At 62.4% G+C, this 26,574-nt stretch carries 23 protein-coding genes and 2 rRNA genes (1 of these 25 running past the window's edge); 10 read left to right on the forward strand and 15 right to left on the reverse strand.

The genetic code is table 11. The annotated features are described in order from the left end of the window. The 5 genes from IC757_RS00640 to IC757_RS00660 form a co-directional block, all read left to right on the forward strand. Positions 1-1,641: ribosomal RNA gene (locus IC757_RS00640) — 23S ribosomal RNA — on the forward strand (it extends 1,252 nt beyond the left edge of the window). 155 nt (positions 1,642-1,796) lie between these two features. Next, positions 1,797-1,910: ribosomal RNA gene (gene rrf / locus IC757_RS00645) — 5S ribosomal RNA — on the forward strand. A gap of 590 nt (positions 1,911-2,500) precedes the next feature. After that, positions 2,501-3,031 carry an ATP-dependent zinc protease gene (locus tag IC757_RS00650; protein ID WP_190975493.1) on the forward strand — a complete coding sequence of 177 codons (531 nt, stop codon included), beginning with the start codon at positions 2,501-2,503 and terminating at the stop codon, positions 3,029-3,031. Next, the gene (locus IC757_RS00655; protein WP_190975494.1) at positions 3,028-4,554 is read left to right on the forward strand and encodes a UUP1 family membrane protein; all 1,527 of its coding nucleotides are present in this window, start codon (positions 3,028-3,030) and stop codon (positions 4,552-4,554) included. The genes IC757_RS00650 and IC757_RS00655 overlap by 4 nt, the downstream gene beginning before the upstream one ends. After that, the gene (locus IC757_RS00660) at positions 4,551-5,498 is read left to right on the forward strand and encodes an alpha-L-glutamate ligase-like protein (RefSeq protein ID WP_223846189.1); all 948 of its coding nucleotides are present in this window, start codon (positions 4,551-4,553) and stop codon (positions 5,496-5,498) included. Before IC757_RS00655 ends, IC757_RS00660 begins: the two co-directional genes overlap by 4 nt. 6 nt (positions 5,499-5,504) lie before the next feature. Here the strand turns inward: IC757_RS00660 and IC757_RS00665 are convergent, their stop codons facing one another. After that, a complete protein-coding gene (locus tag IC757_RS00665) occupies positions 5,505-6,803 on the reverse strand; it encodes a dicarboxylate/amino acid:cation symporter (RefSeq protein WP_190975495.1) in 1,299 nt (432 codons plus the stop codon). 144 nt (positions 6,804-6,947) lie between these two features. Between IC757_RS00665 and IC757_RS00670 the strand changes: the two genes are divergently transcribed. Further along, the gene (locus IC757_RS00670) at positions 6,948-8,639 is read left to right on the forward strand and encodes a glutamine--tRNA ligase/YqeY domain fusion protein (RefSeq protein ID WP_190975496.1); all 1,692 of its coding nucleotides are present in this window, start codon (positions 6,948-6,950) and stop codon (positions 8,637-8,639) included. Positions 8,640-8,675: 36 nt separating this feature from the next. Here the strand turns inward: IC757_RS00670 and IC757_RS00675 are convergent, their stop codons facing one another. The 5 genes from IC757_RS00675 to aroK all read right to left on the reverse strand — a co-directional run bounded on the left by IC757_RS00675 (position 8,676) and on the right by aroK (position 13,640). Then, a complete protein-coding gene (locus tag IC757_RS00675; RefSeq protein ID WP_190975497.1) occupies positions 8,676-10,520 on the reverse strand; it encodes an ABC transporter ATP-binding protein in 1,845 nt (614 codons plus the stop codon). Then, positions 10,513-10,917, reverse strand: a complete 405-nt coding sequence (locus tag IC757_RS00680) for a GntR family transcriptional regulator (RefSeq protein ID WP_223846190.1) — start codon at positions 10,915-10,917, stop codon at positions 10,513-10,515. Before IC757_RS00680 ends, IC757_RS00675 begins: the two co-directional genes overlap by 8 nt. A gap of 73 nt (positions 10,918-10,990) precedes the next feature. Beyond that, positions 10,991-12,046: a uroporphyrinogen decarboxylase gene (gene hemE / locus IC757_RS00685; protein WP_190975498.1), complete on the reverse strand. Its 1,056-nt coding sequence runs from the start codon at positions 12,044-12,046 to the stop codon at positions 10,991-10,993. Then, a complete protein-coding gene (aroB, locus tag IC757_RS00690) occupies positions 12,043-13,113 on the reverse strand; it encodes a 3-dehydroquinate synthase (RefSeq protein WP_190975499.1) in 1,071 nt (356 codons plus the stop codon). Before aroB ends, hemE begins: the two co-directional genes overlap by 4 nt. Next, positions 13,110-13,640, reverse strand: a complete 531-nt coding sequence (gene aroK / locus IC757_RS00695) for a shikimate kinase AroK (RefSeq protein ID WP_190975500.1) — start codon at positions 13,638-13,640, stop codon at positions 13,110-13,112. The genes aroB and aroK overlap by 4 nt, the downstream gene beginning before the upstream one ends. Positions 13,641-13,898: 258 nt before the next feature. On the opposite strand from aroK, the gene thiI reads away from it, so the two are divergent. Continuing rightward, a complete protein-coding gene (gene thiI / locus IC757_RS00700; protein ID WP_190975501.1) occupies positions 13,899-15,404 on the forward strand; it encodes a tRNA uracil 4-sulfurtransferase ThiI in 1,506 nt (501 codons plus the stop codon). A 23-nt stretch (positions 15,405-15,427) separates the two neighbouring features. On the opposite strand, the gene IC757_RS00705 is transcribed toward thiI, so the two are convergent. From IC757_RS00705 to IC757_RS00735, 8 genes are all read right to left on the reverse strand, one after another. Continuing rightward, positions 15,428-15,832: a VOC family protein gene (locus tag IC757_RS00705; RefSeq protein ID WP_223846191.1), complete on the reverse strand. Its 405-nt coding sequence runs from the start codon at positions 15,830-15,832 to the stop codon at positions 15,428-15,430. Positions 15,833-15,879: 47 nt separating this feature from the next. Further along, positions 15,880-16,008 carry a hypothetical protein gene (locus tag IC757_RS16825; RefSeq protein WP_263405577.1) on the reverse strand — a complete coding sequence of 43 codons (129 nt, stop codon included), beginning with the start codon at positions 16,006-16,008 and terminating at the stop codon, positions 15,880-15,882. Positions 16,009-16,084: 76 nt separating this feature from the next. Next, the gene (locus IC757_RS00710; protein ID WP_190975503.1) at positions 16,085-16,636 is read right to left on the reverse strand and encodes a VOC family protein; all 552 of its coding nucleotides are present in this window, start codon (positions 16,634-16,636) and stop codon (positions 16,085-16,087) included. Beyond that, complete coding sequence (locus IC757_RS00715) at positions 16,633-17,052, reverse strand: YciI family protein (protein ID WP_190975504.1); 420 nt, start codon at positions 17,050-17,052, stop codon at positions 16,633-16,635. The genes IC757_RS00710 and IC757_RS00715 overlap by 4 nt, the downstream gene beginning before the upstream one ends. Before the next feature lie 37 nt (positions 17,053-17,089). Beyond that, positions 17,090-17,458: a nuclear transport factor 2 family protein gene (locus tag IC757_RS00720; RefSeq protein WP_190975505.1), complete on the reverse strand. Its 369-nt coding sequence runs from the start codon at positions 17,456-17,458 to the stop codon at positions 17,090-17,092. A 101-nt stretch (positions 17,459-17,559) separates the two neighbouring features. After that, positions 17,560-18,828: an RNA polymerase sigma factor gene (locus IC757_RS00725; RefSeq protein ID WP_190975506.1), complete on the reverse strand. Its 1,269-nt coding sequence runs from the start codon at positions 18,826-18,828 to the stop codon at positions 17,560-17,562. Between the two features lie 9 nt (positions 18,829-18,837). Next, a complete protein-coding gene (locus tag IC757_RS00730; RefSeq protein WP_190975507.1) occupies positions 18,838-19,182 on the reverse strand; it encodes a YciI family protein in 345 nt (114 codons plus the stop codon). Between the two features lie 137 nt (positions 19,183-19,319). Further along, a complete protein-coding gene (locus tag IC757_RS00735) occupies positions 19,320-20,885 on the reverse strand; it encodes a hydroxymethylglutaryl-CoA reductase (RefSeq protein WP_190975508.1) in 1,566 nt (521 codons plus the stop codon). 181 nt (positions 20,886-21,066) lie between these two features. On the opposite strand from IC757_RS00735, the gene IC757_RS00740 reads away from it, so the two are divergent. From IC757_RS00740 to IC757_RS00750, 3 genes are read left to right on the forward strand one after another with little or no spacing between them, the layout of a single operon-like run. Continuing rightward, positions 21,067-22,746 carry a DUF2235 domain-containing protein gene (locus IC757_RS00740; RefSeq protein ID WP_190975509.1) on the forward strand — a complete coding sequence of 560 codons (1,680 nt, stop codon included), beginning with the start codon at positions 21,067-21,069 and terminating at the stop codon, positions 22,744-22,746. A 31-nt stretch (positions 22,747-22,777) separates the two neighbouring features. Continuing rightward, the gene (locus tag IC757_RS00745; protein ID WP_190975510.1) at positions 22,778-23,620 is read left to right on the forward strand and encodes a hypothetical protein; all 843 of its coding nucleotides are present in this window, start codon (positions 22,778-22,780) and stop codon (positions 23,618-23,620) included. A gap of 5 nt (positions 23,621-23,625) precedes the next feature. After that, entirely contained in the window at positions 23,626-24,045 is a 420-nt protein-coding gene (locus IC757_RS00750; RefSeq protein ID WP_190975511.1) for a hypothetical protein, read from the forward strand. Here the strand turns inward: IC757_RS00750 and IC757_RS00755 are convergent. Further along, on the reverse strand, positions 24,042-26,516 hold the full coding sequence (locus IC757_RS00755; RefSeq protein WP_190975512.1) for a zinc-dependent metalloprotease: 2,475 nt from the start codon (positions 26,514-26,516) through the stop codon (positions 24,042-24,044). The genes IC757_RS00750 and IC757_RS00755 overlap by 4 nt on opposite strands. Positions 26,517-26,574: the final 58 nt, after the last annotated feature.

Consider the following 26,574-nt stretch of genomic DNA (forward strand, 5'->3'; position numbering starts at 1 on the left):
TAACGATAAAACGGGTGAAAAACCCGTTCGCCGAAAGCCCAAGGTTTCCTCGCGCAACGTTAATCGGCGCAGGGTGAGTCGGCCCCTAAGGCGAGGCCGAAAGGCGTAGTCGATGGGAAGCAGGTTAATATTCCTGCACCAGGTGTTACTGCGATGGAGAGACGGAGAAGGCTAGGTGCGCCGGGCGTTGGTTGTCCCGGTCCAAGCAAGTAGGCAGGTCCCTTAGGCAAATCCGGGGGATCAATGCCGAGATGCGATGGGGAGCCCCCTATGTGGGGCGAAGGTATTGATGCCATGCTTCCAGGAAAATCTTCTAAGCTTCAGGTAACACGTGACCGTACCGTAAACCGACACAGGTAGGCAGGGTGAGAATCCCAAGGCGCTTGAGAGAACTCGGGTGAAGGAACTAGGCAAAATGGTACCGTAACTTCGGGAGAAGGTACGCCTCTGGCGGTGATGAGACTTGCTCTCTGAGCTTCTGGAGGCCGCAGTGACCAGGTGGCTGCGACTGTTTATTAAAAACACAGCACTCTGCAAACACGTAAGTGGACGTATAGGGTGTGACGCCTGCCCGGTGCCGGAAGGTTAAGTGATGGGGTTAGTCTTCGGACGAAGCTCTTGATCGAAGCCCCGGTAAACGGCGGCCGTAACTATAACGGTCCTAAGGTAGCGAAATTCCTTGTCGGGTAAGTTCCGACCTGCACGAATGGCGTAACGATGGCCACACTGTCTCCACCCGAGACTCAGTGAAATTGAAATCGCAGTGAAGATGCTGTGTACCCGCGGCTAGACGGAAAGACCCCGTGAACCTTTACTACAGCTTCACATTGAACTTCGGTTATTCCTGTGTAGGATAGGTGGGAGGCTTTGAAGCGTGGACGCCAGTCTGCGTGGAGCCAACCTTGAAATACCACCCTGGTGTAATTGGAGTTCTAACCCAGGACCGTTATCCGGTTCGGGAACAATGTGTGGTGGGTAGTTTGACTGGGGCGGTCTCCTCCCAAAGAGTAACGGAGGAGCACGAAGGTACCCTCAGCACGGTCGGACATCGTGCGCTGAGTGCAAAGGCACAAGGGTGCTTGACTGCAAGATCGACGGATCGAGCAGGTACGAAAGTAGGTCTTAGTGATCCGGTGGTTCTGTATGGAAGGGCCATCGCTCAACGGATAAAAGGTACTCCGGGGATAACAGGCTGATACCGCCCAAGAGTTCATATCGACGGCGGTGTTTGGCACCTCGATGTCGGCTCATCACATCCTGGGGCTGTAGCCGGTCCCAAGGGTATGGCTGTTCGCCATTTAAAGTGGTACGCGAGCTGGGTTTAGAACGTCGTGAGACAGTTCGGTCCCTATCTGCCGTGGGCGTTTGAGACTTGAGGGAATCTGCTCCTAGTACGAGAGGACCGGAGTGGACGATCCGCTGGTGTTCCGGTTGTATCGCCAGATGCATTGCCGGGTAGCTACGATCGGCAGGGATAACCGCTGAAAGCATCTAAGCGGGAAGCCCATCCCAAGATGAGGTCTCACTGGACCCTTGAGGTCCCTGAAGGGCCCTGGAAGACTACCAGGTTGATAGGCTGGGTGTGGAAGTGCAGTAATGCATGAAGCTAACCAGTACTAATTGCCCGTGAGGCTTGGTCATATAACACCAAAGCCAATTGCGACAGACGCAATCAGCGCTCTTTGAACAGAATTTCCGATCCCGGTGATCCCGGAATCCCTGCCAATGGCAGGGAGGTCCCGGATCAAGTCCGGGATCAATCGCTCCGGCCTTTGGCCGGCGAACGATTGACTTTGCCTGGCGGCAATAGCGGCGTGGAACCACCCGATCCCATCCCGAACTCGGCAGTGAAACGCGCCAGCGCCGATGGTAGTGCGGTTTTGCCGTGCGAGAGTAGGTCACTGCCAGGCATCTATCCTGAAAGCCCCGAGACTCCGAGAGTTTCGGGGCTTTTTTTTGCGTTTGGTGCCTCGTCAGCGACTGGCAGTGCCTACGGTCACGCGTGGCCGCCCTCTGCGGCAAGGCTTCTTGCGGCTTTCGCCGCAAACCGCCATGCCGCGCCGGGCTACGCTGCCAGGAATCCATACCCCAAAACCCCGTAACTTTTCGGCCTTAGCGGGCTGGCGGGCCCGGCCATCTCGGATCGGCGGTTTTCGCGATAGCGAAAGGAGCCGGTTCGAAGGGGCCGATCAGGCCGTGCCTACGGTCACGCACGGGCGCTCTCCACACGGGCACTTCTTGCGGCTTCGCCGCAAATCGTACCCGTGTTCCGAGCTGCACGGCCATTCTCCTCTTCCACAGCAAGGCTTCTTTCGCCTGTCGGCGAAAACCGCCATGCTGTTCCAGAGGGGCCTGCCAGGCATCTATCCCAAAAGCCCCGAGATTCTCCGAGTCTCGGCGCTTTCTGTAATGTTCAGTGCCGAAAAGATGCCGGTTGTCAGGGGGTTACGGAGTCTGGAGGGGTTGCTATAATTCCCGTCTTTCCAGCATTGCCCACAGCATGCCCATGCGCATAGTCACTGTTCCCTTGTTGCTACTCCTTCTGTTGCTCACGCCGGTGTTCCTTGCGGCTGAGTCTTCTGATCAGTTTGAGCTTGAGATCTTTGGCTGGGTCGAGCGGGTCGAGTTGTTGGACGGGAAGTTCTCCATGAAGGCCAAGCTGGACTCCGGAGCCGCCAACTCCTCGCTTGATGCCACTGACATTGAGCGGTTTCGACGTGATGGTGACCGCTGGGTTCGGTTTACAGTGACGGATCCGGAAACCGAAGAGCAGGTGACATTGGAAAAGCCGCTGCTGCGCAATGTTCGCATTGTGCGTCACGGCGGTGAGTATCAGCGGCGGCCGGTGGTGATGATGCCCCTGTGCTTTGGTGATCGGCGCAGAGAGGTGGAGGTGAACCTGATCGATCGCAGCAACTTCATCTACCCTCTGCTACTTGGGCGTAGTGCATTGGAAGGCTATGCGTTGATCGACAGTGGTCAGACCTTTCTTTTTCCGCCGGATTGCTCCGGGGAAGAAGACGGCAAATGAGTCAGCGCCTGCATTGGTTGCTGATCAGCATAGGCCTGGTTCTGGCTGGCCTGGCGATTGTTGCGCACAAGCACCTGTCATTGGGCTACCCACTGCTGCCCGACCAGACCGAAGCCTCCTGGACGGCCGAGGTTCGACTGGCCATTCAGCCGGAAGGTGGCCCGGTCAAGGTGGAGCTTGATTTGCCATCGGTGACGCCGGGTCTGGGCCGGTTGCGTGAAAACTTCATCTCCCGCGGCTATGGGCTCACCACTTCGGAGGACCGGTGGAGCCGGACCGCGAACTGGGCCGTACGCAGGGCTAGTCAACGCCAGCTTCTGTACTACAGCGGTGTCTTCTACCCGGATCGTGGGGAAGAGGACTTTGCCCCGGTCCCCCCCTATCCGCCGGTTCCGCGTATGTCAGAACCGTTTGCCACGGCCATGGAAACGATTGTTGAAGACGTGCGCCGGCAATCGGCCGACATCTCCTCTTTTGCTGCGGAAATGGTGGCCCGCATCAATAGCCCATCACCCTCAGAAGAGATCGCGCTGTTTCTCGATAGCGAGCAGTACCGTGACAATCCGGTACGTGTCGCCCGCACCTTGCTTGCCGGTGCCCGCATTCCAACCGAACAAGTTAACGGCTTCACCCTGACCCACTCTGAACGACGGGCACAGCCCGAACAATTGCTCGCCGTTCACAACGGGCGGGAGTGGCTGTTCTTCGATCCCGGAACCGGGCGTAGAGGATTGCCTGAGAACTTTCTGATCTGGTGGCGGGGCGAGCAACCGGTGCTGGCCATCGACGGCGCACAACTGGCAGAGCTGAGCTGGTCGATTCGCCGCAACGAACTCGGTGCGCTGGACTTGGCCGACCAGCGTGCCAGTGCACGCGATGCCTGGCCTTCCCGTCTCAGCATGCTTGATCTGCCGGTGCAGGCGCAAACGGTCTACGCGGTGTTGCTTCTGGTCCCGGTTGGAGGCTTCATCATGGTACTTATGCGCAACCTCGTCGGGCTACGATCATTCGGTACTTTCATGCCGGTTCTTATCGCCCTGGCATTCCGCGAGACCGGGCTGACTGGCGGGCTGGTGCTGTTCTCACTGGTGGTGGGTGCCGGCCTGCTTTTACGCTTTTACCTGGAGCGGTTACGGTTACTGCTTGTTCCACGCTTGACGGCTGTGCTGATCATCGTTGTTGCCCTGATGGTGCTTTTGAGTCTGATCAGTCACCAGCTCGGTTGGGAGGTTGGCCTGTCGGTCGGCCTGTTCCCCATGGTCATCATGGCCATGGTCATTGAACGAATGTCGATCGTCTGGGAGGAGCGCGGCCCCGGCGAAGCCCTGGTCGAGGCCGCCGGCACTGCGGTGATCGCCAGTCTCGCCTTCTTTGTCATGAGTCGCGATCATGTCCAGCACCTCGTCTTTGTTTTTCCCGAAATGCTGCTGGCCATTCTCGGCTTGACCCTGCTGATGGGCCGCTACTCCGGATATCGCCTGTCCGAGTTGCTTCGTTTCCGACGTTTGGCCAAAGAGTTGTGATCGGGCTCGTTAGAAAACTCCGTCAATCCGGTGTGCTGGGCCTCAACGCCCGCAACGCCCGCTATGTTCTGCAGCACAATCCCCGACACCTCTATCCACTGGTCGACGACAAGGTTCTGTGCAAGGCTCGGCTGAAAGCCCATGGCATCGCCGTCCCCGAGCAACTTGGCGTGGTTCGTGGGCAGTATCAGGCCCGGCTGCTGGCACAGCGACTCGAACAGCTTGATGCCTTTGCCATCAAGCCGGCTACCGGCACCGGCGGTGACGGTGTACTCGTGACGCTGGGGCGCCGCGGCAGCGACTGGCTTGGTCCCGGAGGGTCACTGCTCTCGATTGCCGATATTCAGTACCATGTCTCCGGCATTCTTGCCGGCATGTACTCGCTGGGCGGACAACTTGACAGTGCGCTCATCGAGGCGCTGGTCCGCACCGACCCGGTCCTGCGACCGATCGCTCCCGAAGGCGTGCCCGATATTCGCGTGATCGTCTTTCGTGGCGTCCCGGTCATGGCCATGGTTCGCCTCCCCACGCGCCGTTCCGGTGGCAAGGCCAATCTTCATCAGGGTGCCATCGGCGCTGGAATTGACATGGCCACTGGTCAAACGCTTTCTGCCGTGATGCATCACGACATCGTCAACGAACACCCGGACACAGGGATTCCGATCACCGGCTTCCAGATGCCGGGCTGGGAAGGGTTGATTCGGCTGTCTGCTCGCTGTTTCGATGCCGTGCCGCTGGGCTACCTGGGCGTTGATATAGTCCTGGACGAGCACCACGGCCCACTGGTTCTGGAGCTCAATGCGCGGCCCGGACTGGCCATCCAGATTGCCAATCGCGCCGGGTTGCAGCATCGCCTGGCCTTTGTCGACCGCCTCGAAAACCCCGAGGGGCTCGGCGTGCAGGCCCGGGCACGGTACGCGCTGGAAGGGATGCTGCCGCGATAGCAGCCGTCAGGCTCTGGCCTTTCTATCGGCTTCGGGCAGGTCGGTGTCGTAGAACCGGTCCCGATCCAGTTCGCCCTCGCCGTTCGCCACGATACAGGTCACAGTGGCATCCCCGGTCACGTTGACGGCAGTCCGGGTCATGTCCAGCAATCGATCGACCCCCAGAATCAGCGCAATCCCTTCGGCCGGTAGTCCCACCTGCGAAAGCACGCCGGCCAATAGAATCAGCCCGACACCGGGCACGCCGGCCGCCCCGATGGATGCCATGATGACCATGAACACCACCATCAGGTACTGCGTGAAGCTGAGGTCCACGCCGTAATACTGGGCAATGAAGCCCACGGCAATACCCTGCATGATGGCGGTGCCGTCCATATTGATGGTCGCGCCCAGCGGTACGGTAAACGAACTGACCCGGTTACTTGCCCCCAGCCGCTCCTGCACCGCCCGCAGCGTGACCGGAATGGTCGCGCCCGACGACGCCGTGGAGAATGCAAACGCCAACACGTCCCGAATCTGACGATAGAACACTAGAGGGCTAAGGCCGGTGAACAACTTCAACAATGTCGGGTAGACCACGGCGGCGTGCAGAATCAATATCGCCAGCACCAGGATTACGTACTTCAATACACCGGCGAACGTGCCCCAGCCCGTGGTCGCCGCCATGCCGGCGATTAGAGCAAAAACACCGTAGGGTGCAATCAGCATGACGATGCCGACCAGTTTCATCACCACTTCCATGAAGTCGGCGAAAAAGTCGGCGCAGCGTTTCCCGGGCTGTCCGGCAAAGGACATGGCCAGCCCGAGCAGTATGGCAAACACGATGATCGGCAGCATGTTGCCCTCGGCCATGGCCTCGACCGGATTGGCCGGAATCAGGTCAACGAGCACCTCGGTAAACGGTGGGGCATCGGAAATCTGAGGTGGCTCCATGTCTGGCGGGCTCGCGCCCACGCCCGTTTGAAAGATCTGACCGGCCGACAGCGCAAGAACAATGGCGACGCCCGTGGTGATCAGGTAAAGTCCGATGGCCTTTCCGCCGACGCGCCCCAGGCTTTTTGGATCCGCCAGGGAGGAAACCCCGGTAATCAGCGAAACAAAGACGATCGGCACGATGAGCATGCTCAGAAAACGGACGAATGCCTCGCCAACCACCTCGAACAGCCCCCCGATCAACCAGGCTTGTGCCCAATCGGTGTCGGCAATCGTGAAATTCATGAGCAGGCCAACCACCAGTCCCAGGCCGAGGCCCATCAGGATGCGGTTGGACAACTTGTGGTGGTTGAATCGAAACTCTTCGCTCATCGGGCTGGGTCCGTTCTGTTGATTGTTGTCCGGCCCCGGAAGGGTAGCGCATGGGACCGGTTGGGTCTAGTTTGGAGACGGGAGACGGGAGAGTTGGCGGCGGCGGTATAATGTCGGGCTTGATTCTGAACCGGGCCGATTCTGATGAGCAGTAACGAGCAGCCGAGTGCGCCGACCAATTTCATTCGCAATCGCATCATCAGGGAGCTGGATGCCGGGCAGTATGAGCGAATCGTCACGCGTTTTCCGCCCGAGCCGAATGGCTATCTGCACATCGGTCATGCCAAGTCCATCGTGCTCAATTTCGCCCTGCCCGAGGAGTTCGGCGGCTACACCAATCTCCGATTCGACGACACCAACCCGGAGAAGGAAGAGCAGCGCTATATCGACGCCATCAAGGAAGATGTGTGCTGGCTGGGTTATGAATGGAAGAACGAGTGCTATGCCTCGGATTATTTTGAAACTCTATACAACTACGCCCTGCACCTGCTCGACAACGGCCTGGCCTATGTCGACGAGCAGGATGCCGATGCCATCCGCGAGCAGCGCGGCACACTCACCGAGCCGGGTACCAACAGCCCACACCGCGACCGCAGCGTGTCGGAAAACCGCCTGCTGTTCGAGCGCATGCGAAACGGCCAACTGCCCGATGGCGCCTGTGTGCTGCGCGCGAAGATCGACATGACCGCGTCCAACATCAACCTGCGCGACCCGGTCATCTACCGAATCCGCCACCAGGAGCATCCGCGCACCGGCAACGACTGGTGTATCTACCCCAGCTACGATTTCGCCCACGGCCAGAGTGATGCCATCGAGCACATCACGCATTCGCTCTGCACACTGGAGTTCGAGGATCATCGCCCGCTCTACGACTGGCTGGTCGAACACCTGCCAGTGCCCTCGCGTCCCCACCAGATCGAGTTTGCCCGCCTCAATATCGATTTCACCGTGCTGTCGAAGCGGCGCCTGACGCGGCTGGTGGACGAGGGTCACGTTTCCGGCTGGGATGATCCCAGGCTGCCGACCCTGGCTGGCCTGCGCCGACGTGGTTTCACCCCCGAGTCAATTCGCAATTTCTGCACCGAAATCGGGGTGACCAAGTCAGAGAGCATCATTCCGTTCGGCGTGCTCGAGCGCAATCTTCGCGATGACCTCAATGTTCGTGCTCCGCGGCGAATGGCGGTGCTCAAGCCGCTCAAGCTCGTGCTGACCAACTTCCCCGAAGGCGAGACCGAGTGGCTGGAAGCGGCCAACCATCCGCAGAACCCGGACATGGGAACGCGCAACGTGCCCATGACCCGGGAAATCTTCATCGAGCAGGATGATTTCCTGGAAGAGGCGCCCAAGAAGTTTTTCCGTCTCAAGCCCGGCGGCGAGGTGCGACTGAGAAACGCCTTTATCATTCGCTGCGACGAAGTCGTCAAGGACGAGGCCGGCAACCTCGTCGAGTTGCACTGCACCGTCGATCACGAAACCCGCTCAGGCCAGCCGGGAGCCGACCGCAAGGTCAAGGGCACCATTCACTGGGTCTCGGCCGAACATGCCGTCAAGGCCGAGGTGCGCCTTTACGACCGGCTGTTCAAAGTGCCGCATCCCGGCGGTGACAAGGAACGGGACTTTGTCGAGCACCTTAACGAGCAATCGCTCGAGGTCCTGCACGATGCCCGCATCGAGCCGGGTACCGAGCAGTCGCAGGTGGGTGATTTCTTCCAGTTCGAGCGCCTCGGTTACTTCGTGCCCGACCCGGACGGCACAAGCGATGCGCCGGTCCTCAATCGGGCCGTCACACTGCGCGATACCTGGGCGAAACTGGAAAAGCAGTTGCGCCAGGGTTGACCTTTCGGGCATGGCCCCGTATGGCCCGTATTCTCGCTACCCAAACGAGCTTTCCCGTGCCAGTCTGATCAGTGGCCAGTGATCGATGCGCGGCAATGACAGGCGTCGCCATGCCGCAGCGGCCCAAATCCAGCACCCCAGTCCGACCAGGCCACTTGCCAACAGGCAGCCGAAAACCACCCAAGGTTCCGGTTCCAGTGTCCACAGTCGGTAACCGGAAAGCCCCCCGGCCATTGCCAGTACGCCCATGCCAACCAGCCCCAACACCGAGGCCGAATGATTTTCGATGGCCACCACCCTCAACGCCAGAGTGGCCAGCACGGCCAGGCCACCCAGTGCCGCCAGAGAAAACAGCGCCACCTGTGCGCCATCAACGTCCTCCGTCCGTCCGGCGCCCGCGATCAGAACCAGTTGGGGAGGCAGGGCCAGTACCAGCCACGCCCGACACAGTCCACCCGCCGCCATCAGTCGGAGCTGGTCGCGATCATGGCCCGGCAGCAGGATCAAGAAGCGCAGCCTGGCCCGAAAATTGAGCAACTCGTGCGCCGTGGAAAGACCCAGAAAGATAACGCTCAAGAAGGTGATGCTGCCAGCCAGAAAAAAGAATTCCTGCGGCCCGTCTCGGCCGGCCAGGACATCGGCCGGTTCCCAGAACAGGGTCATCAGCAGCACGCCAAACAACAGGTAGGCGGCCATCAGACGCCATCCCAGGGGCTGACGCGGACGATCCCGCAGTAACGGCGCAGCCTTTCCGGAAAGTCGACTTCCCCTGCATTGCGCCTGCTGCATATGTGCCAGCTCCACGCCGCCAGAGCCGCAGCGATAACAGTTGCGATCAGCCCGAACTCCACAATGGATGCCACCGGGTTGATGGTGCCCAGGCGGCCGACCAGCAAGATGAGCAGGACCAGCCACATCAGTCCATTCGGGCCGTAGCGCAACCCCACAGCCGTGCCCAGCAAGGCCAGCGACAGGGTTGCAATGGCCTGCTGGGCAGGTGCTGGACCGGCTGCGGCCAGCACCCAGGCTGGCAGGCAGGCAGCCACGATGACTGCTGCGAGCGCCAGGAAGAGCTGTTTCGGGCCGGATGGCCACAGCCGAGGCAACCGCGACTGAAGCATCAGTTGCACCCGACTGGCGGCCATCCCCGCAGTGGTCAGCGCGATCGGCCAGCCCAGCCAGATCGCCCAGCCATCGTCCTGTGGGAACACCGCGGTCAGCATGATCAGAAACAGCCAGGGTGTGTACCAGCTCCCCATCGCGCATCAGCCACAGGCGGTTGGCAATCCGTTCGAGGTCACCGATAAGATGGGTGGAGAATACGATGGTGCGGGCACTGTCGCAGGCGATACTGACCAGTTCCTGCAAAAAACTCTGGCGGGCTACCGGGTCGAGTGCCGATGCCGGCTCGTCGAGCAGCAGCACATCCGGATCGTGACCCAGCGCCAGGGCGATTCCCACCATCTGGCGTTGGCCGCGCGAAAGGTTGCCGACCTTGCGTTGGAGGGCAACCCCCCATCCGTTAAGCAGCTCCTCGATGCGCGAACGGTCAAAGCGTGAATAGAAACGCCCGACCAGATCGATGTGCCGGTCCACCGTCAGCCATCCGAACAGTTCGTCGTCCTGCAGCACCATGCCTAGACGGTTGCGTGTCTGATCATCCATGCGGCCTGAATCGCAGCCGAGTACGCGTGCCCGGCCCCGGTCGGCAAACTGCAAACCTGCCAGTGTCTCCAGCAGGGTGGTCTTGCCTGCGCCATTGCGCCCGACCAGTCCGATGATGTCGCTGGCGCGGGCGGTCGCCGATACCTCGCGCAGGGCATGCACCGCCCCGAAGTGCTTGTCGAGTCCACTCAGTTCGATGGTGATCGAATCATTCATCCCCGTTGTCCTCCAGGTATTGGCCAATGGCTGCAAGCAGTTCGTCGGCAGGAATGTCCAGCTGGCGCGCTGCCATGACCAGCCTGCGAATCTCCGGCTCGATCCGCTTGAGCCGGAGTGCCGGCGATTCGGGTTGCAGACTGAGAGTGCGCACCCTCATGGGTTTGCCGCGCTGACGTTCGACGAGGCCTTCGGCTTCCATCAGGCTGTAGGCCTTTGAAACGGTCATCGGGTTGATCTGGTGATGCCGTGCGATGTCGCGCACCGATGGCAGCTCGTCACCCTCCTGCAGCCGACCGGCACTGATCATCCATTGAATCTGATCGACAATCTGGCGATACAGAGGCACTCCCGAGGATGAATCGATCCTGAGCAGCAAGCGGCAGTTACCCGTCACAAAAGTGTATTATTCGTATAATACACACTGACCCCAACAAGGGCAACCGGTCGCTTCCCCCGAGCCGACAGCGTCAGGTGCGCCGGCTTTCCCTGCGCACGGTTTCGACCAGGCAAGCAACGTTGTCCGGGTCGACCTGCGGGGTGATGCCGTGGCCGAGGTTGAAGATGTGTCCCGGACCTTCGCCGAAGCTGTCGAGTACACGCCGTGCCTCGCGCTCGATGACTTCCGGCGTGGTCAGCATCACGGCCGGGTCCAGATTGCCCTGCAGGGCCACCTGATCCCCGACCCGTGCGCGGGCGACGCTGAGGTCCATGGTCCAGTCCACCCCCAGAGCGGCACAGCCGGTTTCGGCCATGGCCTCCAAGTGCTGCCCGCATCCCTTGCCGAACAGAATCAGCGGTATGTGGGGGCAGTGCTGGTCGAGCTTCTCGACGATGCGCTGCTGAGAGGCCAGCGAGAATTCATGGTACAGCCGTGGCGAGAGCACTCCGCCCCAGGAGTCAAAGATCATCAGAGCATCGGCACCGGCCTCGACCTGGGCAATTAGATAGTCGGCGGTGGAATCGGCCAGATGATCGAGCAACCGGGTTGCCGCTGCCGGTTCGGCCAGCAGCAGCTTCTTGGCCAGCGCGTAATCCTTGCTGCTCTTGCCTTCAATCAGGTAGGTAGCGACCGTCCAGGGGCTGCCGGCAAAGCCGATCAGCGGGGTTGCCTCGGGCAGGGCGGCGCGAATCAGGCGGACCGCCTCCATCACGTACCCGGTGTCGTCGTTCGGATCAATCCGGCCCAGGTTGTCAATATCGGCTACCGTCCGCACGGGTTTCTCGAAATACGGTCCTTCGCCCGGCGCGAAGCCCAGCCCGCGTCCCATGGCATGGGGAATGATCAGGATGTCCGAAAACAGGATGGACGCGTCGAAGCCGTAGCGCTCGATCGGCTGCAGCGTGACCTCGCAGGCCAGTTCCGGGGTGCCGGCCAGTTCCAGGAAACTGCCGGCACGCTCACGGGTGGCCAGGTATTCGGGCAGGTAACGCCCGGCCTGGCGCATCAGCCAGATCGGTGTGCGTTCGACTTCCTCGCGCCTGAGGGCGCGCATGAAAAGGCTGTCGTGGCGGGAAGCAGTCATGATTGATTGAGTACCTCGAGAATATCGTCGGCCGGGCAAGACCGAACCACGGCCCGACCTATGGACTCCAGCAGGATCAGCCGGATCTGGTCGGCCCGGTTCTTCTTGTCCAGGCGCATGAGCCGCAGCAGACTGCGGCGTTGAATGTCGTCCGGCAATCGCGTCGGCAGGCCGAACTGGTCGAGCAGCCGGGCAAGCCGGTCGGCCGTACCGATCTCGGTCATGCCCATCAGTTCACTCATCCGGGCAGCCAGCACCATGCCGATGGCCACGGCTTCGCCGTGCCGGTACTGACTGTAGTCGGTCACGGTTTCCAGCGCGTGACCAAAAGTGTGGCCGAAATTCAGGAGTGCGCGCTGGCCGGCCTCGCGCTCATCGGCCGCGACCACTTCGGCCTTGTTGCGAACCGACTGGTAAACCGATTCGGCCAGTAAATCGGGCAGGCGCGAGGACAGCGCATCGGCATTGCTTTCGAGCCAGGAAAACAGGTGCGGGTCCCGGATGGCACCGTACTTGACCACCTCGGCCATGCCGGCGCGATAGTCGCGATTGCCCAGGGTGCCCAGGGTATCGAGGTCGGCCACCACGGCGGCTGGCTGATGAAAGGCGCCGATCAGATTCTTGCCGGAACTGTGGTTGACACCGGTCTTGCCACCCACCGAGGCATCAACCTGGGCGAGCAGGGTAGTCGGCATCTGCACGACACGAATACCGCGCATGTAACTGGCCGCGGCAAAGCCGGCCAGGTCGCCGACCACGCCGCCGCCGAGCGCAATCACCGTCGCATCGCGCTGGGCACCCATCTCCACCAGCGCATCGATGACACGCGACCACTGCTCGATGGTCTTGAACGACTCGCCCGGCGGCAGGATCAATTCGCGGTGCCGGCCGTATTCCCGCAACAAGGGCCGCATGCGCTCCAGGTGATGGCCGGCCACGGTTTCGTCGCTGACGACCAGCACCCGGCCCTCCAGGTGGCGCTCCCAGATGCCGGACATGCTCAAAAGGCGCTGGCCCACGTAGACCGGGTAGTGGCCCGCGCCGTGCTCAACCTGAACAACCTTCATCCGATACCTTCCTCTTGTGCATGCCTGCGTATGGCTTTTTCCACCCGGGCCGCCATGGCCGGAGGGGGGATGTCGGCCGATACCACGACCAGTTCCGCAGCCTCCCGGTAGACGGGGTTGCGCTCCTGGGCCAGATCGCGCAACCGGCGCTTGCGATCGGGAGCTTGCAGCAGGGGGCGCTGCTTGTCGCGTTCGAGCCGACGAAGCTGCTGATCAACGGTCGTTTCCAGGTAAACCACCAGGCCGCGTTCGCGCAGTAGCCGCCGGTTGTCCGGATTCAGTACGCTGCCGCCCCCGGTGGCCAGCACAATATTGTCACGCTGGCTGAGTTCATCGAGCAGGCGGCTTTCGCGTTCACGAAACCCGGCTTCGCCCTCGATCTCGAAAATCACCGCCACCTCGACTCCGCAGCGTGCCTGAATTTCATGGTCCAGATCACAGAACGTCATCCCGAAACGCCGTGCCAGGTGACGACCCACGGTGGTTTTGCCCGAACCCATCGGGCCGATCAGGAAGATGCGGTTCATCGTCGCCGATCCCCCTCAGCTGGCGGCCGCGGTCGGGCAGTTATTGGACCGGTCCGGTCCGGGTCCGGCGATGAAACGCATCGGGCCAGCAAGCTTGGCGATCATGCAACGCGATCAGGGCTTCTTTCCAGTGCGCAATGCTACCACGCGCCCATCGGGACGGGATGCCCTGAATCCTCCGCCGGCCCGACGCCTTGACCCTGCCGACATTAGTTCCCATGATGGGGGATTGCCCAGATCCAGTGTGCCTTCAGGCGGATGCAGCACGAAATCCCGCAAACCATACTTTCACTGAGCCTGTCCGGCGAGGTATCGACCAAGTCTTCCGTGACGCGGCGCAGTTTCCACCGCCGCTTGCGGGCCAACCTGCGTGCCGCGCTGGATCGCAACGATCTCGGCGGGCGGATTATCGACCGCCGGGACCGAATCGATATCGAGCAGGCCCGACCCGGTGCCGCTGAAGTGCTCAGCCGGGTCTTCGGCATACAGTCGGTGCGTGTTGCATACCGGGTCGAGGATGGTCGGCTGGAGACCGCCGCCGAACAGGTCCACCGCCTGTTTTCCCAACAGGTATCCGGTGGATGCCGCTTTGCCATCCGCCCGCGCCGGGTCGGGCATCCGGCCCCGGGCATGCCGGGGACCAACGCTGCCGCCCGTGTGCTCGGACAGGTACTGGTCGATGCCGGCGGGCAGGTCGATCTTGACCAGCCGGAACTGCGGGTGCATGTGGAAATTCGAAACGATGGCCTGCTGCTGTTCGACGAGCCGCTGCCGGCCAGTGGTGGCTTGCCGCTGGGTACGGGCGGTCGCGGACTGGCACTGATATCCGGCGGCTTCGACTCGGCAGTGGCTGCCTGGCGCATGCTGCTGCGCGGCATGGATCTGGATTTCGTCGTGTTCAGCCTGGCCGGCTGGCCACAGGAACGCTCGGTGCGTCAAGTGCTCGAGGTCCTTGATGAGCGCTGGATGGCCGGCTCGGAATCCCGCCTGCACGTGGTCGATTTCCGGCCGGTGGTCGCGCGCATGCGTCAGCAGGTTCATGGCAGCTACTGGCAGGTGCTCCTCAAGCGCATGATGATGCATGCCGCCGACCGCATCGCCCACGACACCCGGGCTGAAGCACTGATCACCGGCGAAGTCATCGGTCAGGTTTCTTCACAAACGCTGGCCAACCTGCGGTCGATTGAAGCCCATGTTCGCACCCCCGTGCTCAGGCCGCTGGTGGGCCTGAACAAGGAAGAAATCATTGCCGCGGCCCGGCAGATCGGCACCTACGAAACCTGTGCCCGCAATATCGAATTCTGTGCCCTGGATGGCGGCAAGCCGATCACCAGCTGCCGCCCCGCACGCCTGGACCGGCAGGAAGCACGGATCGGCAAGCAACTGGCCGAAACCCTGGCTGCAGAACGCCGGACCCTCCGGCGCGAGGACTTCGCGCCGGTCGAGCCGCAAGAGACGGTCGAAGTCGACCAGGTGCCCGATGGCGCAGCCGTCATCGACCTGTGCCGTGAGGCCGACTTCCTGAAAGCATCCTGGCCCGGCGCCATTCACCTCGACTTCGACCGAGCCATGGAATTTGCCGGCAACCTGCCGGCCGACCGCTCTTACTTGCTGGTCTGCGAATTCGGACTGAAAAGCGCCTTTCTGGCCGAACGCATGCGCCGGATGGGATATCGCGCCTGGAGTTTCAGCGGCGGCGCGCGCGAACTGTCGAGGCATCGTCCCCATCGTGATGCAGGCGCAGTCGAGCCAGGAACACATTAGGCGGCTGTGATCCATCGACCAGATCACCCGGAGCTGATCGGCCCCCCGATGGACCAGACATACCCGAAGGGGTCGCGCAACTGGCCGTAGCGCATGCCCCAGAACTGGTCTTCCAGCGCCATGACTTCCTCGGCCCCGGCGTCGATGGCCTGCTGCCAGGCAGCGTCGGCATCGGCCACATCGAGATGAAACGTGCAACTGGCCGATTCCAGCCTTTTCGGAGACACGGCGCCGGCGCAGCCCTCGAACTCCGGGAACTCGTCGTGCAGGAACAGCCGGCCCTCGCCCATGCTGAGGGCGGCATGCATGTAACGCTTGCCGTCCTCGGCAACGTGTTTGTCGATCAGTTCGGCGCCGAAGGCGCGGTGATAGAAATCGACCGCGGCCTGGCCGTCATTGACGATCAGGTGCGGAGTCGGTGCGGACATGGACATACTGTCTTCCTCCATTGAATCCAATGGTTTTCCTGATAAGTTCAGTCGCCACGGGCGGCCGCTTCGAGTGCGGCAATATCGATCTTCTTCATCGTTATTAACCCGGCACGAATGTAGATCACATTCAGGGCTTCAATCAGGGCCCGAATCAAGGCGTCGCTCGCCGCCAAGGGTGATCCCCTTGGCAAGAGCGAGAACGCAGAGTCGGGCCCTGATTGAAGCCCCTAACTATCTGATTCTAAAAAGTCAGGCCGCAGTGTGCGCTTCGGCAGACTGCGTTATCGAAACTTGCTGTAGGAGTGCTACAGCGGCGTTTCGCTGCCTTGCTGCCGAAGCGCACACTGCGGCTGAATGCGATCTACATTCGTGCCGGGTTAATAGCATCGCCTGCATGACCCGCGTGGCTTTGGACCGGTCGGGATCGGCCAGCAGGGCTGGAAGCTGCACCGGTATGATTTGCCAGGACAGCCCGAAGCGGTCCTTCAGCCAGCCACACTGACGAGCGGATTCGTCGCCCCCGTCGCCGAGACGTTCCCAGTAGTAGTCGACTTCTTCCTGCGTCTCGCACATGACCTGGGTGGAGACCGCCTCGCTGAAGTTGAATTGCGGGCCGCCATTTAGAGCGACAAACGGGCGCCCGTCGAGGCAGAAAACCACCGTCAGCGGCGGACTGCCGGCCGGGGCATCGGGCGCGGGATTTCGCTCGAGGATGGTCGAATTGGGAAACGTCGACACGTAGAATTCGGCCGCCTCTTCGGCCTGGCCGTCGAACCACAGGCAGGTAATCAGTCCTTTCATGTCACTTTTCCTTCCGCTTCCATCCTGCGGAAGCGCTCCACTCCGTCGCTGGGCTCGAAATCGTCCAGCTCGAAGACCTGCCGCACCTCGATCTCGCAGGCATTGCCCTCGCCGGCAGGATTGGGGAAACGCCGCGCCCAGGCGACGGCTTCCTCGCGCGAATCGACCTGGATCATGGTGAACCCGGCGATCAGTTCGCGTGTCTCGGCAAAAGGTCCGTCGATCAACTGACGCTCCTCGCCATCGTAGCGTACCCGAAATCCTTTCGATGTCGGCTGGAGGCCATCGGCGGCCAACAGCACGCCGGCCTCGGCCAGCTCTTCGTGGTAATCGGCCATGGCGGCGATGTCTTCTGCTCGCGGCATCTCGCCGGCCTCAATGCGTTCGTCGCCCTTGACGATGATCATGAATCTCATGGTGTACTCCTTACCAGTCTGCTGATTAGTGACCGCATTAGTACTTGTCGTTGCCGTTGATTTCCACAACATAGGCGGTCAGTTCGGCCACCTTGCCCGAAGCGAGCCGGTAGATATCGCAGAAGGCATACACCCGGCGCCGGCCCTGTTCGTCGGTCATGGAGATCTCGCCATGGGCCGCGGCACGTTCGCCCTCGACGATGATGCTGGCAATGTCCAGCGCCATGTCGGCGCCGCCACTCCCCATCTCTTTGAGAAAGCCCTTGAAATCGGCCTTGCCAGAGACTGTTCTGCCGCCGGCCATGGAAAAGCGGAAGTCATCGGTGACGTTGTCGAGTATGGCTTGCGCGTCGGGGCGCACCCAGTACTCGTTGAATTCCCGCAGAAAGGTCCTGATGTCGTTCATCGGTGGCTCCGTCGGTCTATTGAAATGGTTGTTGGATTTCAGTCTTGAATCGGCATGTACTGTCTTGTCGAACGGCGCCGGCGCCAATCGACACCTCCGATTCAATCAGATTCGAGCCCGGACTCCAGTTCGTCGAGGCGGCGCTTGAGAAAACGGCGCTCGGTCTCCTGGGAGGCCAGCGACAGCGCGCGCTCGAATCCGCGGCGCGCCTCGTCGTGCCGGCCCAGGCGCTGGCAAAGGTCGGCGCGGGCGGCATGGGCCAGATGAAACTGCTCAAGCTCTCCGCTGCCGAGCAGGGCATCGACCAGCTCCAGCCCGGCCGCCGGCCCCTCGGCCATGGACAGGGCCACTGCCCGGTTGAGCGTAACCACGGGCGAGGGCTGGATGCGTTCGAGCAATTGGTACAGCGCCAGGATTTCCTGCCAGTCGGTGTCCCCCGGCGTTATGGCGCGGGCATGGACCGCGGCGATGGCCGCCTGCACGGAGTAGGGGCCGATGCGACCGGAACGCCAGGCCTGCTCGACCAATGCCAGCCCCTCGTCGATCATCGGCCGGTCCCACAGATCACGATCCTGGTCTTCCAGACGTACCAGTTCGCCGGCCGCATCGGTGCGGGCGCGCCGGCGCGAATGCTGCAGCAGCATCAGCGCGAGCAGACCGCGCACTTCGCTGTCGGGCAGCAATTCCAGCAACAGGCGGCAAAGGCGGACCGCCTCGGAGGCGAGATCGCCCCTCAAAAGGGTTTCACCGGCACTGGCCGCGTAGCCTTCGTTGAAGACCAGGTAGACCACCTGCAGCACGGCATCGAGCCGCGAGGGCAGTTCGGGTCGCGACGGCACTTCGTAGGGTATTCCGGCATCGCGGATCTTGCGCTTGGCGCGCACGATGCGCTGGGCCATGGTGGCCGGGCGGGTGAGAAAGGCTCGCGCGACTTCCTCGGTGGTCAGGCCGCAGACCTCGCGCAGGGTCAGCGCCACGCGTGCTTCCTTCGCCAGCGCCGGATGACAGCAGGTAAAGATCAGGCGCAGGCGATCATCGGGCAGGTCCATCGTCTCGATGCCGGGGTCGGGTTCGGCCGGCGCGACCGCCCCCGGGTTCTGCCCGAGCAACTCGTCATGGCGCCGGCTGCGGCGCATGCGATCGATGGCCTTGAAACGCCCGGTCGAGACCAGCCAGGCGCGCGGATTGTCCGGCAGCCCCACTTCGCCCCATTGCACAAGTGCGGCGGCAAATGCCTCCTGCAGCGCCTCCTCGGCGCGCTCGAAATCACCCAGCAGGCGGATCAGACTGGCGAGAACGCGGCGCGACTCGGCGCGGTAGATCGCCTCCACCGCGGCCTCGACGCCTTCGGCACGGGGCTGGCCGCTCATGTTCGGTAATCAGGTGTCCAGCTCGCGCACCGGCCGGACCTCGATGGATCCGACCCGCGCCGGCGGGATCTGCTGGGCAAAGCGGATGGCCTCGTTGAGGTCCCTGGCCTCGACAAGATAGAAACCGGCCAGTTGCTCGCGGGTCTCGGCAAACGGCCCGTCGGTGATCGACACCTCGCCGGCGCGTACCCGCACCGTGGTGGCCGCTGCAACCGGTTGCAGCGCCTGCCCCCCGACCATGCGGCCGGCTTCGAGCTGGCGTTGGGAAAAAGCGTGGCACTCGGCATCCTCGGGACTGTCGGGCAGCCCGTGCAGATCCTGCTCGTCGGCATACACCAGGCAGACGTACTTCATCGCGCACTCCTCAGGTTGGCGTCACACTGAATGGTCGTGTGGCCGGTGCCGGATTCGACAGGCCGGTCCGATACCGAACACAAAGCATCCGCCCCGCGAGCGGCGGGGTCAAGTCATGGCGAAAGCAAAGGGGTCGACTACTGCTGGCGGGTCGGATCGTTGCGGCCGAGCTGGTCGTGGCTGGAGACCCAGTCCAGCGAGGAGATGGCCGCACCCAGCGAGATTTCTCCGGCCAGCACCGTGCCGGCCACGATCTCGGCAAACTTCATTACCTTGCCCGGCCCCTGGCAGCCCATGATTTGCAGGCTTTCGGACTGGGTGGCCAGGCCGGTGCCGCCGCCAATGGTGGCGACGATCAGCGACGGCAGGGTGATGGAGATGTAGAGATCCTTGTCCTCGGTCAGCTCGGTATGCAGAATCCCCGCCGACGACTCGGCCACGTTGGCCACGTCCTGGCCGGTGGCGATAAAGATCGCGGTGATGGCGTTGGCGGCATGGCAGCCGTTATTGTTGGCGCCCGAGAGCATGGAGCCGATATTGGCGATTTTGGAGTGGGTATGGAGCTGCTCGGTATCGGCATCCATGATGTTCTGCAATACCGAGCGCTTGACCGTGATCTCGGCAGTCACGCGCTTGCCGCGTGTACGCATCGAATTGATCATCGAGGCCTTCTTGTCAGTAGCAAAGTTGGACTCGAGATAGAAGTCCTTTACCTCGGCTCCGGCGAAGTTCAACAGAATCCAGTTGCAGGCGGCAAAAGTCGCCTTGCCGACCATGTTCATTCCGGCGGCATCACCGGTGGTGAAATTGAAGCGGGTATAGCAGAAGCGGCTGGCCAGGTAGTAGTCCACATACTTCAGTGACACGAAACGGTCGGAGTCGGAGCACACCTGCCTGAGCTGGTCGGTCTGCCCCTTCAGCCAGTCAGCGAAACGCCGCGCCGCGGCGGCGTTCTCGAATGCAAATACCGGCGCACGCTGCATGTTGTCGCCCACCACCGTGCACTGCACTCCGCCACACTCGCGGATCACGCGCATACCGCGGTTATAGGAAGCCACCAGCGTACCTTCGGTGGTCGCCAGCGGCACGTAGAACTCGCCTAGAGCATGCTCGCCGTTGACATGCAACGGCCCGGCGATGCCCAGCGGTACCTGGGCCACTCCGGTGAAATGTTCGATGTTGCCGCGGGTGAGTCCGGGCTCGAAGGAGTACCCGGGGATATGGGTGAGCTCCACGCCGGTACGCTCGGTGACAAATCGCTGGCGCTCCTCGATCACCGCTTCGCTGTAATCATCCTCGGCATCTCGCGGGATGGTCTCGGGGGCGCGCCGTCGGGTCTGGAGCTGATCGGTCACCGACAATGTCAGTTTTCCGAATGGCTGGGCGCGGAACTCCAGTTCGATCTGGTGCTCGCCCTCGTCCAGTGTGTCCATGGCGAGATCGAGGACCAGCAGGGAGCCCAGGGCAAAATCAATGGCGCGATCCGGTGTCACCTCGGTCAGGGAGAATTCGGCATGACCATCGACCGAGAGTCTGGCCCGGTCTGGCGAGACGTCGCGGCCGTTGATGCGAATACGCTCGACCTGTTCCAGCCTGGCTGGACTCAGCCGGTTCTTGATTGAAAAGCGCACCCCGGATTCGGTGTTGCGCAGGCTGGCGCGATTGTAAAGACGCTTGAGCAACGCTTTGGGCACGAAGCGCATTCTGATATTCCTCCACCCGATGAGGTCGGCACCCGCGGAGTTGCGGTGCCGGTATGGGCTCATCATAGGCAGGATTCTCGGGCAAGCGCTTGCGCCAGATCAAGCCAGGCGGCGCGTTTGCATTTGTGAAGTCGGGGGTTTATGGTGATCTACAGGGCTTCGCGGACCTCCGGAGGCGGGCATGGACAGCCCCCGATCAACGCCTCGGCTCGCGGGACGTAACCTGATCGTCCTGTCCGATGGCACCGGCAACCGCGGCGGCGTAACGAGGGATACCAATGTCTGGCGCCTGTACAAGGCCATTGATCGCCACCAGGCGCCGGTAGAGCAACGGGTTCGTTACGACGACGGGGTCGGAACCGACGATATGCGCATCGCCAAGGCGCTGGGCGGGGCGTTCGGTATTGGCCTGACTCGCAACGTGACCGGCTTTTACGCCTTTCTCGCCCGCAACTACCGGCCTGGCGACCGTATCTACCTGCTCGGGTTCAGCCGTGGTGCGTTCACCGTGCGCGTGCTGGCCGGCATGCTGGCCCGCTGCGGTTTGTGGACGCAACAGGGCTACTTCGCCGAGGAAGAACCGGAACGCCTGATCCGAAAACGCATCCTGCCGGCCTATCGTTCCCTCGGAGACCGGAAGGTGCGGGCGCTGCGTGAGGAGTTCGATCTTCACCCAGAGGTCTACATCCGCTTTCTCGGCGTGTGGGATACCGTCGATGCCGTGGGCATGCCTGTCGACGAGCTCAAGGTCCTGCTCGAGGTGTGCCCGCGACTGTTCTGCAACCGCCGCGGCTACGGTTTCCATGACCGTGAGCTGAGTGGCTGGGTGCGCACTGCCCGGCAGGCCCTGTCCATCGACGACGACCGTCGCACGTTTCACCCCAACGTCTGGTCGACCCGGAAAGCACCCGGCGAGCGCGCCAAGCTCTGCCAGGATGTCGAGCAGGTCTGGTTTGCCGGGGCGCATTCCAATGTGGGGGGTGGCTATCCCAAGGACGGCCTGGCTTTTGTGACCCTGGACTGGATGCTCGGTGAGATCGACAGCCTGGGCTCTGACCGAATCTGGCTTGAGGGCGATACCGCAAGGCCGCTGCTGGCAGGCGAATCCGATCCCCCGGCCATGGCGCTGTTCAAGGATGATGGTGGACAGCGCTTTGCCGTTCACAGCTCGACCCGGGTGGCCATTCAGCACCAGGCCGATGCACAGGGCCGCCATTACGAACCCCGCACCGGTGCGGGGCTGTTCTATCGATATCATCCGCGTTGGCTCGAGCGTACCTACACCGGCGAGAAGCACGGCTGGGCACGCTGGCTACGTCTGCCCGAGCTGCCGGGCGCCTGGCATCGGCGCCTGGGCATACCCTGGCTCACGCCCGCGCCGCGCAGGATCCCGGTGCACGTCAGCGTTCGCCAGCGCCTGTTGCAAGGCACCCAGGACTATGCGCCCTATACCCTGCCGGCCAACGTGGAGATTGTTCATACCCGAGGGCCCGGTCCTTTCTCCGGGGCCGGTTGCGACGAGTCGAGCGAACTTCCGGAGGCCGATGCCGCCCGCCATGTGGCCAGGGGGCCGGTGTTGTGGCGACGGTTGGCCTATGGCATCAACCTTCTCGGCACTCTGGCTCTGATCGTGGCGTTGTTCGGCCTGCCCTATACCAAGCTGTGGCGATTTTTGTCCGCGCCAGGGCTCGATCAGCTCAATCCGCTCGTGACCCTGCTCCTGGCCGACCCATGGCTCAAGCTGGCCGTTGTGCTACTTGTGCCGGGGTTGCTGCTGAACCGCTGGGCGCGCCGACGTTTGCGTCAGCACACGCGCAGGACCTGGCGCAAGGTGCTGCTGAGAGCACGGCTATTGCCATGATGAAGACCAGAAACGGAACGCCAGGCAGCCGATGAGCGTCGACCTGGCCAAGGCCCCACATATCGTCGTGGTCCACGGCGTACAGCGTGGTTCGGGCATGAATATCGAGCTTGACGAAACGGTGTGCGCATTGGTCGATCGGGTCCTGCGGCAAAGTCATATCAGCGAGGACTACACGGTTGATCAATACGTCTACGAGCACAAGAACGACCAGCACCCCACGGTTCGACTGGCACAGTTCATCGCCCGCGCCATCTCCCGGGGGCGACCGCTGGCCGGACGCGCGCTCAGCGAGGCGATTGACCTGGCCGGCGATGTCGTCATCAACGCCCGCAATTCCAGCACCGCCGGCCGTATCCGCGCCGGACTGGCCGAACGCATCCTCAGCCTGCACGAACAGGGGCACCGCGTACTGTTGCTGGGCCACAGCCTGGGCAGCGTGTACGCTCTCCAGACCCTCAACGAGCTGATGGCACAAGAAAGCCTGTTCGCCGGCGACGACCGCCGCCTGTGGGCCGTGCAGGGGCTGGTCACCCTGGGCAGTCCGCTGGGCCTGGATATCGAAATGCCCGGCATGCAGGTCTTTCCCAAGGTGAAGATCGCACCGGTGCCCTCGAACGTTGAACGCCTGCCGTGGCACAACTTCTACAGCCTTCATGATCCGGTGGTCAGCGGCCGGGTGTTCGGCACCCGGGTCGAGGTGGACGGCAGCGACGGGCCGGTCGAGGCCCGCTATCGTGACGCCACCGACCAGGCCGGCTGGCTGCTGCACGGCCACGTCGTCAACAGTGGCGTCAAGTGGCTGCTGGCACACACCGCGTACTGGAAGGATCCGACCATCGGTGTTCGACTGGTATCCATGCTATGGGGTTGACCATCATGAAAAGACCGACGGCCCTGATCTGCGGACTGTTATTGGCCACTTTGCTGGGTGGCTGCACCCTGACCCACTATGAAGCCCGCGGTGAGTTCGGTGATACGCCTGCCGTGCTGCACTGGAAGGAAGGCGACAGCACGCTCACCCTGTGGCGCTGCGGCGCGCTGCCCATCCCCCTGGCCCGCGGCATTCAAGGCCAGGATGAAACCTTTGCCAGCGACGATCAGTGCGTGCGCTTTTACGGCCGGTTCGAGGCCGGCGAGTCGGCAGTGCTGCACGTGGACTGCGAAGATCCGCGCTACCCCGCACAAGGACAGTACATGCTGGCCGAGACCGAACGCTGGCGGCAGATCCTCTGGTTCGGCCGCATGGAACCGGCCACGCCCGATCCCTGCAATGGAACCGATATGCCGTCTCCTTAGCGCAACGCCCGGTCGAGGCGCTGGCGGGCATCTTCCAGGTGGATGCGGGTCATGCGGTCGTCGATGCCGTTGTCCAGTGCCCGGTCGATGTCCTCGCCCAGCAGGCGTAGCTGGTCGCGTAGCAGTGCATGGATGTCGGACTGGGCGATGTGCAGGTCGGCATTCAGTGGCGGGTCGTCGTTGCGCCCGACGCGCAGGTTGCCCGAGGCCGGCGGCTGCCAGTGCTCGGATTCGGCCTGGTGCAGCAGGTAATGGGCCTGATCCAGCCAGGCGCGCTGCATATTGCGTCGCCAGGTATTGATGGATTCGCCGGCATTCAACTCGCGCCAGACCATCTCACGGGCATCGTCGAGCATGTCGGCCGGGCGATAGGTCTCGTCACCCAGGAAAGCTTCGTGCTCGATCATGCGGGCCAGGCGGGCGTGGTTGAGCAGACGCTGAACGGCCAGTTCCTGGTAGGCCCGAATGCGCTCGACGGCACCGGCATGCTCCAGCTTTCTCAGCATCTCCATGTCCAGTGCCCAGTCCGGGGTGCTCAGCACGTGCTCATCGATAAAGGCCATGGCCTGGCGCTGGTAGTCGGCCTCGATCGGCGTGTAGACCGGACCATCCTCGCCAACGCGCTTGTGATGGGTCCATGAGCCCCCCACCGCCGCGGCCGCATGTTCCGCGTAACGGTTCCACTGGGTCAGGCCTTGCAGGTAATGAGTTTCGAGCTCGTAGTAATCGTCGCCGTCCGACAGTAACCAGTCGGTCAGGCTTCCTACGGCCTTTCTCAGGTTGCGCATGCCGTACTCAGCGGCCCTGACCGGGTCATCCGAAATGCCTTCGGTCATGCGGTAGGGGTCCCACTCCACGTCCATGCCGAACTGCGGCAAAGCTGACCGGAACCAGGGCTTGTCGGCTCGTTCCACGATCCACTCGTTGAGGGTGTCGAGCTCCTCTTCCGGCGTGCCGGCATCGGGAATCGGGCGGTAGCCCCAGAAAATGGCGAACTCGTCCCAGCGGCCGATGCGACGTTCCGGCGGCACCTCGTCGCCGGGCTGGGCAATGTAGTTGTAGCGGGTGCGGCCCACCGACGAGGCCGAATGACCCCACTCGGCCACGAACTCCGGGTCGCGCAGTCCATCCACCGGGTAGACGAAATTTGCGCGCTGGTTGTGCGGCAGACCCATGGCATGGGCCATTTCGTGGGAAACCACGTAGCGCAGCGCTTCTCCCAGGTCTTCCTCGGACAATTCGCTGGTACGGAAACGCGGGTTGGCGGTGGCCACCTGTGTCACCAGCCACCAGCGCAGGCGTTCGTCCAGGCCGTGATACATGTTCATGTGGCCGCGGATGACTTCGCCCGAGCGCGGGTCGATCACATCACCGCCGGCATTGGCCGAGCGCACCGGCGTGGCCACGTAGCGGATCACGTTGTAGCGCGCATCGAGCAGGCTGAAGTCCGGGTCTTCCTCTTCGGTGGGCGCGAGTTTTACATCCACCGCGTTCTTGAAGCCGGCCTTCTCGAACGCCGACTCCCACTCCATGATGCCGGCCTTGAAGTAGGGCACCCACTTCTTCGGTGTGGCCGGGTCGATATACCACACGATGGGCTTTTTCGGTTCGACCAGTTCGCCGCGCCGGAACGCATCCATGTCCTTCGGCTCCAGCCGGTAGCGGCGCAGGTACTGGTAAGGGCGCACACCCTGAAAATCACGTGAGTAATCCGTCTGGGTCTGCGTAATCCAGGTGACCCGCTCGTCGGCCAGGCGCGGCATCATCGGCTCTTCGGGCAGCAGGATCATGGAATGATTGATCTCGAACGAGACCGTGCCGCCCCTGGGGTTGGACGGAGGCTCGTCGGCCTCGTAGCTGCGCACGGCGCGGATCTCGATATTCTCGGGAAAACTTCGCGCCCACTCCAGCCAGCTCCGGTCGGCGTCGAACTCGCGCATGCCCAGGTCGGCCCGGCGCTGACGCGGGAAAGAGAAGGCCGGGTGATCGCCCAGGTACAACTCGGTCACGTCAATCAGCACATTGCCGCGCCGTTCCATGGCAATCGGAAAACTGGCCAGCACCGGTGCGAAATTGGAGTTGGCGACCGCCAGCGCCAATGGCGAATCGGGGTCGGCCGTGTTGGCATGGGTGTGGGTGCGCAGCACGATGCGGCCGCCGCGCCGCTCCCAGTAGACCACCATGTTGCCGGTCATGCGATCACCCCCGCCACGGGCGGCCAGCCCTTCCTGCGCCTGTGCATAGCGGCTCATCACCACCATGTCGCGCTCCAACTTGTCGGCGGGAATCTCGAAAATGATCCGCTCATCATCGAGCACATGAACGGTAAACAGCCCATCTTCGGACTCGGCGCCGCGCAGGTCGCGGGAGGACAGGTCCCCGGCCAGCGCCGTGGCCGAGCCGATGCCCGAAGAGATCACTAGCAGGACGAACAGTCGAACGAGAGAGGAAAGGCCGAAAAGATTACGCATGAAACACCCGTGCAGGAGACAAAACCGGCACCACTATACCGGTTCGATCATCACCTGG

Origin of the sequence: Wenzhouxiangella sp. AB-CW3, from assembly GCF_014725735.1 — a bacterium.
Taxonomy (GTDB): Bacteria; Pseudomonadota; Gammaproteobacteria; order Xanthomonadales; family Wenzhouxiangellaceae; genus Wenzhouxiangella.

Bases quoted from the DNA above. Each gene is read 5' to 3' on its own strand.
- IC757_RS00650 (WP_190975493.1), top strand. From the start codon at position 2,501: ATGCCCATGCGCATAGTCACTGTTCCCTTGTTGCTACTCCTTCTGTTG.
- IC757_RS00655 (WP_190975494.1), top strand. From the start codon at position 3,028: ATGAGTCAGCGCCTGCATTGGTTGCTGATCAGCATAGGCCTGGTTCTG.
- IC757_RS00665 (WP_190975495.1), bottom strand. From the start codon at position 6,803: ATGAGCGAAGAGTTTCGATTCAACCACCACAAGTTGTCCAACCGCATC.
- IC757_RS00670 (WP_190975496.1), top strand. From the start codon at position 6,948: ATGAGCAGTAACGAGCAGCCGAGTGCGCCGACCAATTTCATTCGCAAT.
- IC757_RS00675 (WP_190975497.1), bottom strand. From the start codon at position 10,520: ATGAATGATTCGATCACCATCGAACTGAGTGGACTCGACAAGCACTTC.
- hemE (WP_190975498.1), bottom strand. From the start codon at position 12,046: ATGACTGCTTCCCGCCACGACAGCCTTTTCATGCGCGCCCTCAGGCGC.
- aroB (WP_190975499.1), bottom strand. From the start codon at position 13,113: ATGAAGGTTGTTCAGGTTGAGCACGGCGCGGGCCACTACCCGGTCTAC.
- aroK (WP_190975500.1), bottom strand. From the start codon at position 13,640: ATGAACCGCATCTTCCTGATCGGCCCGATGGGTTCGGGCAAAACCACC.
- thiI (WP_190975501.1), top strand. From the start codon at position 13,899: ATGCAGCACGAAATCCCGCAAACCATACTTTCACTGAGCCTGTCCGGC.
- IC757_RS00705 (WP_223846191.1), bottom strand. From the start codon at position 15,832: ATGTCCGCACCGACTCCGCACCTGATCGTCAATGACGGCCAGGCCGCG.
- IC757_RS00710 (WP_190975503.1), bottom strand. From the start codon at position 16,636: ATGAAAGGACTGATTACCTGCCTGTGGTTCGACGGCCAGGCCGAAGAG.
- IC757_RS00715 (WP_190975504.1), bottom strand. From the start codon at position 17,052: ATGAGATTCATGATCATCGTCAAGGGCGACGAACGCATTGAGGCCGGC.
- IC757_RS00720 (WP_190975505.1), bottom strand. From the start codon at position 17,458: ATGAACGACATCAGGACCTTTCTGCGGGAATTCAACGAGTACTGGGTG.
- IC757_RS00725 (WP_190975506.1), bottom strand. From the start codon at position 18,828: ATGAGCGGCCAGCCCCGTGCCGAAGGCGTCGAGGCCGCGGTGGAGGCG.
- IC757_RS00730 (WP_190975507.1), bottom strand. From the start codon at position 19,182: ATGAAGTACGTCTGCCTGGTGTATGCCGACGAGCAGGATCTGCACGGG.
- IC757_RS00735 (WP_190975508.1), bottom strand. From the start codon at position 20,885: ATGCGCTTCGTGCCCAAAGCGTTGCTCAAGCGTCTTTACAATCGCGCC.
- IC757_RS00740 (WP_190975509.1), top strand. From the start codon at position 21,067: ATGGACAGCCCCCGATCAACGCCTCGGCTCGCGGGACGTAACCTGATC.
- IC757_RS00745 (WP_190975510.1), top strand. From the start codon at position 22,778: ATGAGCGTCGACCTGGCCAAGGCCCCACATATCGTCGTGGTCCACGGC.
- IC757_RS00750 (WP_190975511.1), top strand. From the start codon at position 23,626: ATGAAAAGACCGACGGCCCTGATCTGCGGACTGTTATTGGCCACTTTG.
- IC757_RS00755 (WP_190975512.1), bottom strand. From the start codon at position 26,516: ATGCGTAATCTTTTCGGCCTTTCCTCTCTCGTTCGACTGTTCGTCCTG.